This is a genomic window from Mesomycoplasma molare, assembly GCF_024918955.1.
GTDB lineage: Bacteria > Bacillota_I > Bacilli_A > Mycoplasmatales > Metamycoplasmataceae > Mesomycoplasma_A > Mesomycoplasma_A molare.
Window position 1 is genome coordinate 598527 of sequence record NZ_CP103423.1, and the last position, 17268, is coordinate 615794.

7 protein-coding genes are annotated in these 17268 nt (G+C 25.0%); 2 read left to right on the forward strand and 5 right to left on the reverse strand.

Annotated features, from left to right (window positions below):
* Positions 1 to 389 precede the first annotated feature (389 nt).
* The 3 genes from NX772_RS02725 to NX772_RS02735 all read right to left on the reverse strand — a co-directional run bounded on the left by NX772_RS02725 (position 390) and on the right by NX772_RS02735 (position 13007).
* On the reverse strand, positions 390 to 1586 hold the full coding sequence (locus NX772_RS02725; RefSeq protein WP_259429355.1) for a hypothetical protein: 1197 nt from the start codon (positions 1584 to 1586) through the stop codon (positions 390 to 392).
* 33 nt (positions 1587 to 1619) lie between these two features.
* Positions 1620 to 3140, reverse strand: a complete 1521-nt coding sequence (locus NX772_RS02730; RefSeq protein ID WP_027123521.1) for a hypothetical protein — start codon at positions 3138 to 3140, stop codon at positions 1620 to 1622.
* A gap of 168 nt (positions 3141 to 3308) precedes the next feature.
* Positions 3309 to 13007, reverse strand: a complete 9699-nt coding sequence (locus NX772_RS02735) for a hypothetical protein (RefSeq protein ID WP_027123522.1) — start codon at positions 13005 to 13007, stop codon at positions 3309 to 3311.
* Between the two features lie 191 nt (positions 13008 to 13198).
* On the opposite strand from NX772_RS02735, the gene nadE reads away from it, so the two are divergent.
* Positions 13199 to 13924 carry an NAD(+) synthase gene (gene nadE, locus NX772_RS02740; RefSeq protein WP_051542199.1) on the forward strand — a complete coding sequence of 242 codons (726 nt, stop codon included), beginning with the start codon at positions 13199 to 13201 and terminating at the stop codon, positions 13922 to 13924.
* Positions 13925 to 13988: 64 nt separating this feature from the next.
* Here the strand turns inward: nadE and NX772_RS02745 are convergent, their stop codons facing one another.
* On the reverse strand, positions 13989 to 14303 hold the full coding sequence (locus NX772_RS02745) for a thioredoxin family protein (protein ID WP_051542201.1): 315 nt from the start codon (positions 14301 to 14303) through the stop codon (positions 13989 to 13991).
* A gap of 177 nt (positions 14304 to 14480) precedes the next feature.
* Positions 14481 to 15785 carry an aldehyde dehydrogenase family protein gene (locus NX772_RS02750; protein ID WP_240532012.1) on the reverse strand — a complete coding sequence of 435 codons (1305 nt, stop codon included), beginning with the start codon at positions 15783 to 15785 and terminating at the stop codon, positions 14481 to 14483.
* Between the two features lie 191 nt (positions 15786 to 15976).
* Between NX772_RS02750 and pfkA the strand changes: the two genes are divergently transcribed.
* Positions 15977 to 16957: a 6-phosphofructokinase gene (gene pfkA / locus NX772_RS02755; RefSeq protein WP_036450282.1), complete on the forward strand. Its 981-nt coding sequence runs from the start codon at positions 15977 to 15979 to the stop codon at positions 16955 to 16957.
* Positions 16958 to 17268 lie beyond the last annotated feature (311 nt).

Consider the following 17268-nt stretch of genomic DNA (forward strand, 5'->3'; position numbering starts at 1 on the left):
AATGGAATTGAATTTAATGCGGTTGGAATATTAGCAAAAAATTAGGAATTAAAATTTATAAAACCGATAAATACGCTTCTTTTCAAAGAGGAACTAATGAAAATTTTAACGGACTTATAAGAAGAGTTTATAAAAAGGGACTGATTTTAATAAAGTCTCTCGAGAAGAAATATTAAATCTTGAAAAAGAATAAATTTTATGAATAGAGACATACTAGAAGGAAAATGCGCTTTTGACATATATGAAGAAGAAATAGAAAAATTAAATAAATATTAATTAAAACTATTAAAAATTACAAGATTATTACAAGAAAATAATGAAAGGGTCGAAAAATTTCGCCCCATAATTTTTATTAACTTCATTAATAAAAAACCGCTTTACAAGCGGAATTAAAAGAAGGGGGATATCCCCCTTCACTCCTTTAATAGTAAACAGGGAGTATAAAATATTATAAATTGTAGTACAATGTTTTTATAATAAAAACTACTGGTGCACTTCAATTTGCATTTTAGGTTTAAATCTTCAAGATTTAAATCTATTTTATAACTTTTTTCATCATTTTGCTCAATTCTTTTATCGCTAACAGTTTTAATATTTTTGTAACCTGTTATATCTCCATTTTCATTTTTTGTAATTTCTGCAAACGTAATGTTTACTCTTTTGTCTAATACATCAGAGTCTAAATTTTTTAAAATTAAAGCACCACTGCTGCTAGATTTGGTTTGTTCTTTTTGTTTTAATTCAGAAACTATTGTTTGTGGTATTGTGGTTTTAAAATCTAAATCTATGGAACTACTAAAACTTATATTCTCGTTGTCTATTAAAATACTTTCAATTTTATATATTGTATTTCTTTTTAATTCTTTTTGTGAATCTTCTTTTAAATATTCTCCACTTTCATCTATTAAATCATTTTTAGTTGAAGCAATAAAACCTATTTTTTCTTTTGCTATAACATCATTTCCTTTAGATGGAATGGATACCACTTTTCCTTTTAATCTTTTAATATCTCCATCTAAAGATCCTTCTTCTTTAAAAGAAACTATTATGTCTTTTCCTAATAAAATTTTTTCTTCATCAGAAAAAATAAATTCAAATGAAGCGTGCCTTTTATCTAGTATATATTCTAAAGAAGTTAGTTCTGGTTTTGTTATAATAAATCCTGAATTTGCATTTAAATCAAAAGTTAAATTTTCCAGACCCAAATCAATTACTTGTAAATTATAAATTTTACCTGGTTCTAATGAATTAATATCTAAAGTATATTCATCTTTTTCATTTTTAATGGCTTCTAAAGTATCTAAAATAATACTTGTATTAGCATCAATAATATTTACGTTTATTTTTTCTTTAGATTTTATTTCTTTTTCTGTTCTTTTATCTAAATTTTCTAAATCCAATCTAAATTTAATTGTTGCTCCATTTAAACCTACATTGCTTGTTTCAAAATCCACAACCTTAACTGTTTCAGCTTTTTTTGTTTGATTATTTCATAATAATGGTGAAATTGCGCCTGTTGCTCCTACAGAAGCTCCTAAAACAGCACCTAAAACTAATCCTTTTTTATTACCTATTTTTTTACTCATAATTTTCCTTTTGTATTTGTTTTTTTATTTTAATTATCTTTCTTTAATGTAAGGCATTATCCTTGATATATGAACATAATAATTCGGTTGTTTGCCTTTTTCAAAAACTATTCTAATAGATGTTACTTTTCTTTTAATAGAAATGGTATTTTTAGCATGAGGAATAGCTTTTAATGTTTCATGTTCCACTTTCTTAGTGTTAATATCTAAATCTTGTCATTCTCCACTTGTATTTTCTTTATACTCTATTTTATAGTAATTATCATCCTTATAATATCCTGAATAATTCATAAAAGTTAATTCCAAATCGTATATATAAATAGGAATATTATCTTTTTTATTAATTTCAAAATATATATCTATAGAATTATTTCTATTTCTATACCAATAATTTCTTCCTATTTTTCCACCATATCCAATATCATCAAAAACATATTCTTTTGCTCATCTTGAATCTTGATTTATCGCATCAATGTTTCACATTTGAATTCTTTTAGTATTTGTATTGTATTCTTCTTGTTTTATAATTTTATTAAATTTATTAAACTCTAAACTAAAAAAATCCATAACACTATTTTTTTGAACTGTAAATTCAATAATTATTTGACCAGTAAAATCATTTAAAATTTCGACGCGATTATAATAAATATATGCATCATTTTCTTTTATGTAAAGAACAAAACTTTCCTTATCTAATTCTAATTCACTAGGTATCTTTTCTAGATCCATCATATCTTCCAAAAGAGATTGATATTCATTTTTATTTAAAACTATTTCAGAAACAACATCTACATCTCTAATAAAATCTCAATTTATATTTTTTTGAATTTCTAAATTAAATTCGTTTATTGACAAGTTTAATAGTATATTCGCTGACCTAATTCCTGTTTCTTGATCTTCCACAACAGAAAAATCTTTTATACTATAATTTACTTCTTCATTAGGTTTTTGAATATTGAAATGTTCTTTTTTATATTTTGATAAAATTAAGTTTTTATAATCTTCTTCTACATTTAAAATAGTATTATTTGAAGTTAATTGCAATAAATCATTATAATATTTCTTTTCTGTTAAAAAACTATTAAAATCGTTTATTTGATATCTTTTAATTTTTTTATTTTTTTCTATAATAACATCAAAAATAATATTTTCTTTATCTTCGCTTAATTTAAATGATTCTATAAAATAATTTAAGTTTTTATTTTGATTCTCTAAATAAAAATGTTCTTTGGTTAAATATTGAAATCTTAAATTATTATTTATAACTTTTATTTTTAAAAAAGGAGCATTTTCTAATTCTTCATCAAAATCTAAAATTGACATGTTGCTAACATCACTTTTTTCATTGATCTCTTTTTTTTCTTCTTTTACTATATTATTATTTGCATTTTCATCGTGATGTTCTTCTTGTTTAGTATTATCGTCATTAAATGCAATATAAGTTATATTATCATTTTTTTTTAAAGTAAAATAATAAAAACTAGCAACGGAAGAAACAATTGCAATGCTTGATATAAATAAGGCTGAAAAAAGAAATTTCTTTCTATTATTCATAGATAACTCCATTTTTTTTAACAAAATTTATATTTTATATAAAATATAATATATTATAGCATTTTTTAGAGCAAAAATAAATTTATTATAAAATAAATTGATATTTTTATAATTTATAAAACTTAATTATATTTAAAATTAAAACTGGATCAGAGTCCAGTTTTAATTTTATTTTTTATAAACTATTTCCTTATAAGAATTGGATGTTTTTCCTCAATTTAATGGGAATAAAAACTTAGAATCAAAATATTGATAAGTTTTGATTGGGGAAGCAATTAAATTTACAAATCTTAATTTCTCATTATCTGCAGGTTTTTGATTTTCTAATATTCCGCTAGTTTTTAAGTTAAATTCAAAATATCCATTTCTAGAACCTAATTCATTGTCATTTAAGTCGTTATTTTCGAACTTAATATCTTTTGCAAAATTAAAAGGTTTTCCATTATCATCACCAAATAAGTATAATTCTCCTTTAGCGTTTATAAATAAAGCGTAAATTACAGCATTATATTCTTGTATAGCATAATTAAAAGTACTATTTTCATTGTGTCCATTTGGTAATTTAATTATTGTTTTAAAAATCCCTGATTCTTGATTGTAGTTAGAATCTCATAATACAGTACCTGAATTATCTGTTACCCCTGTTGTTGCATTAAAATTAGTACCTACAGTTCTTATTCCTGCGCTAGCAGTACCAAAGAAATTAGTTCCATTACCAGTTAAAAGAGGAGATTGATAATTTGTTCATATTTTACTTGAATTTTTAGCATATAAGGTTTTTTGATTTTGAATTTTAAAATCTTCCAAGTCAAAATTTAAAATCTTTGCTATTATATAATTTCTACCTGGCTGATTATTTAATGACCCGGATGTTATTCTCACTTTAATATCTACCATCCCATCATTTTGACTAGATCTATTAATTCATAATATCTCTTTTTTAATTGCTTTAGAAATATCTAATCAATCCTGAGATCCAGAGGTGAATTTTCATTTAGTTAAATTAGGCGTACCTGTGTTTCTACCGTATAAATTTGTATTTATAGGAGAACCGTCAGGATAAACATTAGCAGCATATCTACCAAGATTTTGTAATTGTCTTCTTTCTTCTGGTGTAACAGATTCTTCTTCATCATTTGGATTTGGATTATTTTGATAAAAATCAGTTCATTCACCACTTACACCAGTTAAGTTTAAAAGTGATTTTTTAGCCTTAATTCTATAACTTATAGAATTACCTGTTGTTTGCCTACTTAAATTTAATACATTTCTTGTAGAATCAGTATTAGTATAATTATAACCCCCGTTTTGTTGACCGAAGTTAGTTAATTTATTTAGAGGATCATAAATTTTTAAATTAAATTCAACATCATAACCAGTTGTCACAATTCCATTTAATGAAGTAGTAACAAAATCTTCACTTGTTTTAATTTCGATATCATTATTGTCTGATAATTGAGTAATTCATTCATCGTTACCGATTGAATTGGTTTTATTTAAATCATCAAAATAACTATACTTTATTTGAAGTTTATTAGTTACAACACCTCAATCCATTATATTACCTTTTATATATATAGTAATAGTAGTCTTACCAGTATCTTGACTTCTTGTAAACGAACGATTAACAAATTCTATATTAGAAACATCAGATTCATTACTTCCTGGTTTTGTATTTCTTAGTTTAAATTCTCATGAGTTTAATAAAGCTGTATTCAATGAATTATTAGGGTCATTAAAAATCATATCTACTCTTGATAAGTAGGTATTTTCTTGACCTTCATCATTTGTTGTATTAGTTAAAGAAGCGCTTTCTATAGTAGGTCTTGATACTTTAGTTTCGAAATATTGTGTTTCCGGAGAAGAAATAGTAATTATATTAGAAATATTAAAATTAATTTCTCTAGAAGAAGAATTTAATTTTGCCCCTACTACTTGATATCTTTTACCAGCTTCTAATTCTGAAGAAGTTAAATTAAAAGTAGCGGTTGCGATATCATCTTCTAAAATTACATTCGCAATTGTATTACTTTCGATATTCGGAGCAGATGGGTTATTCGAATCCTTAAATATTAATTTCAATTCTTTAGTATTTAAATATTTATCTTTGTTAGAAAATTTTATTTTTACATTTGCTGTATTTATTGTGTTATTTGAATTATTAGTAGATATTGAATTAATTGTTGCTGTTGTACCGGTTGTGCTGAATTGTTTTTGAACTTCTGCGCTAGAAGTATATCTAATTGTATTACCATCAATTCTAATTGTATCTATACTATATGTAGTTTCTTTTGCTAAATTTCTTATATTAAATGATGCACGACCATTAGTATTTATAGTTCCATAAAAATCATTATCAATACCATTAATTCTTATAATAACTAATTTTCCTATAATTCTTGAAATGTTTTTATCTTCAAAATCAACATTTACTATAACATCTTCTTCGTTAGGTGTATGACTTATACTTTTTACTATTACATATGAATCAAATTCCTTTAGGAGATTTTCGGTTAAATTGAATGAAATAGATTGTGATTCTCCGGCAACTACCGGATTATTAAATCCAATTATTCTATATTTTACTCCATTCTCTAAATTATTTAATCTAATAGTTGCTTTATTTTGGCTTATTGTAGCGTTTGATGAAGTGATTTCTGGGCCAGTTAATTCATTTCTTTCATCTAATTTTTGATACCTTACAGTTATACTCTTTCCATTAATGTATGAATCAATATTTCCTACACTTAAATCAACAGTTGCTTCTTGATTAACGATATTTGAAAATGTTATATTAGTAATAGTTGCTGTTGTACCAGTTGTGCTGAATTGTTTGTTAGTATCTGATATACCATTTTTTCAGTCATAACTTAAATCGCCTAAAGATAAAGACATAATTTGATAATTAGTATTTTTGTCTAAATTAGTTAAGGTAAATCTAATGGTTTTATTATTTGCATCAAAATTAATATCTTGTTGTGAATTAAATACACTTATGTCATCTCTATTTAGTGTTTTGGCGATGGTTAAATTCCCTGATAGATTTGCTAAATCAGAGACTTCACCTTGTAATCTAACCTCAACTTCAGCACTTCTTTCATTAATAGAACTTATTACTATTTGGTCAATAACCGGAGTTGTAGAAAACCTTTTAGAAATTGAAGAAGGTATTGTAGCATTATGTTCTAAACTTCTTATTAGATCTCCCTGTCTTCCTAATGAAGGAACAAATATAGAAACTATTTCATAATTTTCACCTTCTTCTAAATTATTAACTAAAATTTCTAACTTTTTAGTATCTGGATTGATTCTTGTTTCAGGAAGAGATGTACCATTTACATTTCTTGAGTCTCCTACTTTTCTATATTTTACAACTAGTGGTTTATTATTTCTTAATAAGTTTTCGTTTCCTGGTACAAAGTCAATAGATATTTTTGCACTATTCTTAGTTTTTTCTAGCAATTGAATAGAAGAAACAGTAGTTATATTCCCAGTTGTACTAAATTGTTCTTTCCCTCTTGGGTTTGTTGAACCTTCAAAATAATATAGAGGAGAAACTCTTACTTCTTGATTTTTAATAAGTGTTTCAAACGTTTGATATCTAGTTTCTTTTTTCAAATTACCTATAAATTTAACGGTTCAAACATTTTCTGTTTTTTTTCTAACTTCTGTAGCAGCAAAAGTCTCATATTTACCAGATGAAATATCATTAAATCTAATTTTTATATCTTCTAGCGGTAGTTGACTTAAATCTATCGGTGATGCATAATACCCTAAAATAGTTACTACTGTAGAATTTGCATCTTCCACCAAACCATTTGTAGGATGTACACGATAGTCAAACAAACCAACTGGTGTTTTTAATGTTTTATTATCATCTGTAATATTTGAAGCAAAATCTATTCTAATATTTTCAGTAGAATCTTTTGTCGTAATTGAGTTAATTATATAATTAGATCCTTGAATTAATCCTTTAAAAGAAGCTTGGATTCTTTCTGCGTTAGTATCATCTTGTTTATACCTTACAATGAATCTTTTATCTCCATTCACTCCGGTGTTATTGTTTATTTGTGCACCATTTGAATCTACTCTACCTTGAAGTAAAAATTGAATAGTTGAACCACTTACAATAACATCTTGTCCTTCATTTGTTTTAGAAATTACAAGTCTATCATCATTTCCATGAGCATAATTTAATCCTGTTCTGTAATATTCTAATTTTAGTGCTTTACCATTCATGAATGAATCTATATTTGAATCAAATGTCAAAATAGCATAGGCCTTGGTTCTTTCCTCATCCGCTCATCTAAAGTTTACTGAAGTTATTGTTGCTGTTGTTGGTTGTGTTTTAAAACTTTTTTCACTTTCTTGTATAGATGTTTCATATTCCAAAATTGTTGATTTTTTAGAACCAACACTAATACCATTAATATAAAATGTTTCATTTTTTGGTAAATTTATAACATTAAACGTTACTTCTCTAGAACTATTAAAATTATCTACTGACTCAAAATTATATTCAATACCTGTAGCATTTGAAGTTAGACTAATAAATCCTTTATAGTTTACTAAAGTATTATCGTTACTTTGAAGTCTAATTGTAACATTAGCTGAACTTTCTGTTTTGTTAGTAATATTTACGCTATTTATAGTAGATAAAGTACTAAAAGTTTTAATAACAGAACTATTTCCTAATTCTATAATTGTATTACTATCATTATTTTCAAAAATAATTATTTCTCTTAATGTATACCCATTACCGGCTTCTAGTTGTTTTTCATTCAATAATACTTCATTATTTAATAAGGCATTTATTATCCCTTCATCATTAATAGTGAAATTACCTGTAGTTTCAAATTCTTCATCATCTTTTACAAACTTAAACTTAACTTTTTTGTTAGATAAATATCAATCTTCGTTTATATCGAACGAAACTGCTAACAATACTGAATTTTTAGTTGATTCAACTACATTAATATTTTTAACAATAGCCTTTTTAGCAGTAGTCTTAAATTTTCTTTGTTCATTACTAATAGAATTTATAGAAGAAGCAAAATTAATACTTATACCATCTACTAAAATTTCCTCAATAACAAATTCACTATTTTTTTCTAAATTAGTTAAGTTAAATGACACTGAATTATTACTTATATTTTCTGATGCAGTATAAATAGTTTGACTTCCACTAGTTAAACTACTAATAGATATTTGCGCTCTCTTTGCATTTAATTTATTTAGTCCATCAGAAAATCTTAAAGTCAACCCTATTGATTTATCACTTGCACTATCATTTTGTGGAATAATTTTCTCTATAGAACTTAAAACTGGTAAAGTTGAAAATTCTTTTACAATAGAATTTTCAAAACTAATAGAAACCCCATCTATATTAATGCTTTTAACAACAAAACCTGCTCCTTGTTCTAAATTATTCAAATCAAAAGTTAATGCATTTGTAGATGAATTGACAACAGAAGAACTAGAAACTATATCAATATTTGAATTATTTTTGTTAGCGTAAGTTAAAGTAGCTCTTTTGTCTCCTAAGAATGAATCAATTATTCTATCAAATTGGAAAGTTACAGAAGCAGAATCAATTGTTTTAGAATTTTCATTTTCGGACATTGAAATAACTTTAGCACTTGTTGCAGAAGTAGTAAAGTTTCTTATTCTATCAGAAGTACCTTCTATAGTAAATTCCTTATCTAAATCTATTATTATATATTCGGTAGATAATTGCACTAATACATCTTGTAAAATGTATTTAGTATTTTTGTCTAATGAATCTAAATTAAACGAAACTGAATTATCATTAATTATTGCAGTGGCAGATCTTAATGTCCCATTAGCTTCTGAAACAAACCTAACAAGAGCACTCTTGTTATTAAATGTTCTATTTTCATCTTCGTTTTGGAATGTTATATTTACTCTTGCTGATTGTTCTTCTAAATTCGAAACAGAAACACCATTTACTACCCCTAAAGTACTAAATTGACTAGAATCATTTTCTATATTTTGAATATTTTCAATTTCTAATCCTTCAATTGTATATTTAGTACCTTCATCTAAACTTTCTAACTCAAAATCAGCATGCAAAATACCTAATGTGTTTTGGATATCTTTTGTTTGAGTTTCTAATAAGCCTCCCGCTTTTTTATATTTAATTGTTACATTTCTTCCTTTTAAATAACCATCTATATCATTGAAGGAATAAACTACTTTGGTTGAATTTTTAGTAATATTTTCTATAGAGATGGATTTTACGTGTACGTTTAAGGCAAGAGTTGAAAATGTTTTTTCAATTCCTGTTTTTAATGCAACATCTTCAAATACATTATTTCTTGAATCGACTTTTATACCAGTAATTTCGTAATTACTAAATTTACTCAATGACGATAACGGAATAGTTATAGAACTATTTTTTATCATTATAGGTTCAGACAAAATAGAAGTATTTATTTCATTTACTGTATTATCATTTTTATTTATATATGAAATAATAACGTGTTTATTATCATAATTATTTTGCGAATCAGCGAATTGTATAGTCACATTAGCTGTTGTTTCATTTATATCACTAAACACAAAACCATTAACTAGTGGTTTAGTATACACAAATCTTCTTTCTGAGGTTACAGAATCAGAGAAAGTAATGTTTATATTTTCTTCGTTATTTCCAGACATTCTTAAATTAACAATGTTATATTTTTTACCGGCTTCTAACTGGTTAGCTGTTATTCTCAATACACCATTATCGACAATTCCTGAAAATTCTTTATTAGAATTTTGTCCTTCTTCTTGAATTGAAACTATAACTTCTTTTGTATTCATAAAAGAATCTACAATATTATCGAAATTTAACTCAAAAATAACAGAAGTATCTTCATTAATAATTTGATTTAAAGACACCACTTTAGAACTAGTTGCAGAAGTTTTAAAATTATTTTTATTTTTTTCAAAATTTATAACTCTTGGAATTTCTATTCCATCTATTGTTATTTTATCAATAGTATAATTAGTAACCTTATTTAAATTTGATATATTAAATATTAACTTTTTAGAATTAAATTCTTCTTTTGTTATGTTTTTTTCTACAAAACTTGATACATTATCTGAGTTTGAATAATTTAATTTAAAAGTTTTGTTTGTATTAATAAAATTTAAATTTTCATTTGTAAATAAAACATGAACTTCAGCGCTATTTTCGCTTATATTTCTTATTTCAATATTATTTATTGCAGGCTTAGTAAAAAATGTTTTAAACAATTCCAATGAATTGGGAATAATGAAAGTATAATTACTTTTTTCTTTTTCTCCTGTTTCATTAATATGTGATTCTACTTTTGTTATAACATATTTTTTTCCTTCCAATAAATTAGAAATAGAAACTTTTGCAATACCTATTTCATCTACTGTAGCTTTAATTTTCATTTCGGAAGAATTAGGATTATTTGCTTCTTTGTAAAAAATATCTAAATTATTTCCTAATAAAATAATATCGCTAGGTAAATTGAAAGACACAGAAACATCAGCGGTTGTTTCTTCTATATTATCTATTTCTATAGATTTTATTTCAAATTCACTTGCTATTGTTGAAAATTTATTATCATTTCTTGAGCTAATTTGATTTCCATAAAAAGTAGGAAGTTCAATATCAAATTGAATACCTGTTATTTGATATTCAACTCCTTTTAATAAATTATTGAGTTCAAATACTACACCATTTTCTGTTATTTCTACTAGATCTGTGGAAATCGGTGAAGACTGTATTTGTTCTTGTCCTTCTTTTTGAGAATTAACTTGATAAATTAATTTAGCTTTTCTTCCTGAAGGACTTTTAACACCTTCTTTTGAAGTATTTTCTGTAATTGTTTTTAATACATCATTAAATGTAATTGCAATAGTTGCGCTTGTATTTCGTATATTTGAAGAAGTGATGGATTTAATTGTTGAAAATGTTGTAAATCTTTCATTACCTCCATTAGAAATTATTTTTGCACCTATACCTTGACTTTTTTCTAAGTCTTTAAATTCCACGCCAATTATTTCATATGTAGCTCCTGAATCTAATGGTAATTGATTTAATTTATTAGAATCGCTAGAAGAATCGGAAGTTTCTAATTCTGTTTTTTTAACAGAATCTCCCCCTAGATTAAATTCAATATTTAATCCGCTAGCAGTGGCTTGAGAAATGAATATTTCATCACTAGCAGGTTGAACTTTTTTATACTTTAAAATTATATCTTGACCACTTATAAAAGCATTTTCTGGATTATAAACCAAGTTTACTTTTGCTGAATTATGAGTAGTTTTCGCAAATCCTTGTATTGTAAACTCAGCAGATCCTATTATTGTTGTAAAAGATCTTTTATCTCTTTCTGTATAAAAGTTATTAAATAAAACATTTGACTCTTGACCTGATTTTGTTGTTAATTTAATTTGATTTATTGAATATGTAATTCCTTGTAACAAATCATTAGCAACAAATGTAGCTGTATAAACGTTATCGGTACCTGGTTTTTTAATTAATGTTTGTCTTTCGATAGAAATATCATTAAATGGTTCTAAAGATACTTCTATAGTAGAACCATCTAAATCATCTTTATTATCTTGCGAAATAAAATCTAAAGCAAAAGTCGCTTTTTTGTCTAAAACTTCTATTGTTCTTAATTCACTTAAAGCAAGTAAAGTTTCAAAAGTTTTTGCTGTTTCAGAATCTTGAATTTCCTTTTTAAATTCTACTTTTGAATCAGATACTTCAATTGAAACTATTTCGTATTTTGTTCCTTCTATTAATTTTGTTTTTTCATCCTTACTTCTAAATTCAAAAACCGCGGCATCTCCTACTATAGTAGACTCATTTTGCAATATTTTGTCAGTACCAGATATTTTATAATTTAAAACTGCTTTTTTACCTATTAAAGATAATTCTGGTTCACTATTAGATTTTAAAAACCCAACTATAATTTGACCTGAATTTGTTGAAATATTATTTTTTTCAATATTACTTACTTCTAGCTTTATACTGTCTGTAACAAAGGCATTATTAACACCTCCTTCATAATTAACCAGAACTTCTGAAGGAGAAATAATACCATTATCATCACTTTGATCTAAAAAGGCAACATATTCAATAACATATTTTCTAGAAGGTTGTAATCCCTTTATAGCAAATCTTGCAACACCATCTTTAATTTCCGCAGCTTGTTCAATAGAAACTTTTGTATCTTCATTTTTTATTTCAGAAAGTTCGTTATTTTCACCTTCTGTAATGTAATGATATTTCAATACTGCTTTTTTACCTTCTAATGACTTAATTTCATCCGCAAAGTTAACAATTATTTCTCTTTCTCTTGAGTTAGAAGCATTAAATTCAAAACTAGAAACATTCGCTTTAGTATAAACATACTTTTTATCTTCAATATTTTTTGTGTTAAAGTTTCTTTTTTCAGATAAAACATTACCTTGTTTTTTATTGAAAAGTACTTCGTATTTTTTACCTGCTTCTAGTTTTTCTGAAAGTTCATTTGAAGAAAATTGTCATTTTCTTAATGATTTAACATATTTAGCAACACCTTTCAAAACTTCTGATTTTGTAGAAGGATTCACTAAAGAAATAGAAATATCTGAATTTGCATTATTAATCAAGTTAATTGTTTGTTCATCATTAAATTCAAAAGAAAATACAACTGAGCTATCAGTAGATTGTTTTAAATCTTGTTGAAAATCAACAATATCATATTGAATTTCTTTTCAATTTTTAAAAACTAAAGGCGCTAAACCAACACTCCCTAATAGAGATCCTCCTAATGCTAATGTAATAATAGCAAGTAGTTTTTTACCTCTTTTTTTATTAACTTTATTTTCCATAAATTCTCCATATTTTTAGATTTGTTTGTTTTATTTAATTTAACTTATTTTATATAAATAATGAAATTTTACCATATTTTTTCTTTTAAATCATTTTATTTAAAAAAAGATAAATTAAAATATAAATAATATTAGTATATTTTAGTTTTTTTAAACCAAAAATAAAAATAAAATGTTAAAATTATTTAATTATGGAAATTGAAAAATATACCAATTATTTGATTGAATGATTAAAAGATGAAGTTAAAAAAGCTAATATGAAAGGCCTAATTGTAGGAATATCGGGAGGGATCGATTCAGCCTTAGTTTCAGTTTTAGCGCAAAAAGCATTCCCTAATAATTCTTTAGGATTAATCATGCCTATCAACAGCATGGAAAAAGATAAAGAAGATATTGAAAAATTAGTGAATAAATTTAATTTAAATGTAAAAACAATAAATCTAAAAAATGCCTATGATAACTTAGTAAGTACATATGAATTAGATAATAAATTAGCAATAGCTAATATTAAACCAAGACTAAGAATGACTACTTTATATGCTTTTGCTCAAGAATACAAATATTTAGTTTTAGGTACAGATAATTTTTCAGAAATGTTTTTAGGTTATTTTACAAAATATGGTGATGGAGGTGTAGATTTACTTCCCATAGTTCAACTAACTAAAAGCGAAGTAAGAAAAATGGCGAGCTATTTAGGAATACCCAAAACTATAATTAATAAAACCCCAACGGCAGGATTATGAGACAATCAAAGCGATGAAGAAGAATTGGGTTTTACATATAATGACTTAGAAATTTATTTAAAAGATAAAAATTTATTAAAACCAGAAATAATTAATTTAATAGAAAAACAGCATAAAATTACCCAACATAAAAGAGATCCCCTTCCAAGACCTAAACATTATAATGAACTGTAAAAAAATCAAGCACGATACTAATAAATGCTTGATTTTTTTTATACATAAAATAATTTATAGAAAATTACATTAATTTCTTTAATGGTTCAGCAAATTGTTCAAACGCTCCATAACCAACTATGTGTGAAACTAATTTACCGTCTTTATAAATAAAAGTTGTTGGTGTTCCAGATACTCCCATTTCTCTAGCAAATTCTCTATCTTGATCAACATCTACTTTATAAACTTCTATTTTTAATTCTTCAGCAACTTGTTTTAAAACAGGTGCTAACATTTTACATGGTCCACATCATGTAGCATGGAAATTTAATAGTTGAACACCCTTACCATTAGAAATACTTGTTCCTAATGTACTTTTTGTTACATCTTTTACTAACATTATGCCTCCTTTATTATTTTACCTAAATATTTTAAGATATTTCTTAGAAAAAATAACAAAAATCTATTTTTTTATTATAAAAAGGTCAAAATTTTAACTTTTTTCTTTCTTAATTAAAAATAAAATTTTTATTTAAATATTAAATTTCAAATTTTTTCCTTTATTTTTGTTTCATTTTTATTTAATATATGGATTAATATTTTTACTTCTTTTATTTTTAAAAACGCTTCTAAAATGACTGAATGTTTTAAAACCTTCATAACCGTGATATTTACCATTTCCCGATTCTTTTATTCCTCCAAATGGCAAAAAATAATTAGATAAAAACACTATTGTGTCATTTATGATTAAATTGCCAGAAGATATTTTTTTAGTAATTTCAATATTTTTTTTATTTTGAGTAAATAAATATAAAACTAAAGGATTATTATATAAACTCATTTTTTTAATTAAATCCTCATTGTCTTTAAAAGTAATAATAGGTAAAATAGGTCCAAAAATTTCTTCTTTCATAATTTTATCATCTAAACTGGATTTAAAAATAAAGGGGTATATCTTCATTTTATCAACATCATATCTTATATTTTCTTTTTCTCACTCAGGAACCAAATTTATTAACCTATCAAAATGATGTTTATTAATGATTTTATTATTCAATTTCATAAAATCTTTTTCTATTTTTAATTTTAATAAGTTAATAAACTTATCAGCATTTTTTTCATCTATAAAAATGAAATCATGAGCAATACAAATTTGTCCTGCATTGCTAAATTTACCAAAAAAAACATTATTAACTACTTTTTTTAAATTTGCATCTTCAAAAATGATAGTTGGCGATTTACCTCCAAGTTCTAAAACAACTGGAGTTAAATTTTCTGCAGCTTTTTTTGCAATAATTTTTCCTATTTTATTTGAACCTGTAAAAAAAATTAAATCAAAATTAAATTCATTAAATTCAACTAAATTTTTTTCTGAATTTTCAATACAGTATATTTCATTGTTTTGAAAATTTTCATTAATTAATCTTTTAATTAATTTTTCTGACTCTGTTGAATACTCTGAAATTTTTAACATTACTCTATTTCCGGCAGAAATGGCAGCTATTAAAGGATCTAAAGTTAAAAGAAAAGGGTAATTTCAAGTACTATATATCCCAACTACACCATATGCTTGAGGTTCGATATAACTTTTCGAAGGTCATAAAAATCATGGGGTATTTATTTTTTTCTTTTTACTTCATTTTTTTATAGATTTTATAGCTAAATTTATTGAATTAAATATTAATGCTAATTCTGAGTAAAAACTTTCCATAGGTGTTTTACCTAAATCTATATAAAGTGCTTCTTCTATTAAATTTTTATTACTTTTTAAGAGCATTTTTATTTTTTTTAAGATCCCTATTCTTCTTTCTATAGATAACGCTCCGTTAGATAAAAAATCTTGCTTTTGAGTTTGGAATATTTCTTTAATTTTTATATTCATAATATAAATATACAAGAGTTTTAACAAATTAAATTAAAAAGTCTATTATTTTTTAAAAATATGTTAATAACATTAAATAGTAAAAAAATAATTAAATTTATTCATTTTTTTTAATTGATCAAAAAGAAAAATTAATTTTTCTATTTTTTATAAAAAAAATAATATAATTAAAAAATAATTAAAGGAATAAAATGAATAAACAAATTAAAAAAATTGCTATACTAACTTCTGGAGGAGATGCTCCGGGTATGAATAACGCAGTTAGAGCTGTTGTTAAACATGCTTTAGCTAACCAAATTGAACCCTTTCTAGTTTTTGAAGGATATAAAGGTTTAGTAAATAAGAATATACTTCCTGCAACCCAATACGATGTAGATCAATATGTATCTAAAGGTGGAACATTCATATTTTCAGCAAGATTTCCTGAATTTAAAGATCCTAATGTAAGACTTCAAGCTAAAAAAAATCTAGAAGATATAGGAATAGATGCTCTTGTAGTTATAGGTGGGGATGGTTCTTACATGGGAGCGCAATTATTACATGAAATCGGAATTAAAACTATTGGTTTGCCAGGGACAATTGATAATGATATAACTTCTAGTGATTTTACAATTGGTTATGACACCGCTTTAAATACAATAGTTGATGCCGTTGATAAATTAAGAGATACTTCTAATTCTCATAATCGTTTTTTAATGTTAGAAGTAATGGGACATGGAGCGGGCGATTTAGCTCTTTACTCAGGTTTAGCCACTGGTGCAGAAATTATAATTACAAATGAGCATACCATGAATGAAGATGAAATTGCTAAGATAGTAAATCATCAAATTAAAATAATGAAAAAGAGAAGTGTTATTGCTATTGTTAGTGAATTTATTTATCCGAATCTAAAAGCAATAGCGAAATCTGTAGAAGAAAAAACTGGTATAGCATCTAGAGCTATGGCTTTAGAGCATGTCCAAAGAGGCGGAAATCCTTCTGCTCAAGAAAGAATATGAGCAACATTAATGGGAATTAAGGCAGTAGATTTATTAAAAGAAGGAAAATCAGGAATTGCTATTGGTATTTCAAAAGGTGATATTGTTTCAATTCCTATTTTAGAAGCATTACAAGCGCCGAGAAAAAGTAATAAGGAAAAAGCAATAAAATTTAATAAGTTAAATCAATCATAGTATAAAGGAGAAATGATGAGAAAAATTAGAAGAAAAGAAATGGCTGAAAGAAAAATAAAAAGAACTGAAAAGATAAGAAAAGAAGCCAAAAAAGCTGCAGCAAAAATGCAAGCTAAAAATAATTAAAAGAAGGTATAAAAACCTTCTTTTCCCTGAATGCAAAATCAAGTGCACCACTATAATGTAAAATTAAAAAGTGGTTGCACTTGATTTTTTAAATAAAAAAACTACCTATAAAAATTTAAGACAACATACTTTTTATTGAAAGGATCATATGAATTATAATACAACAAAGCATTATTCGCATTTAA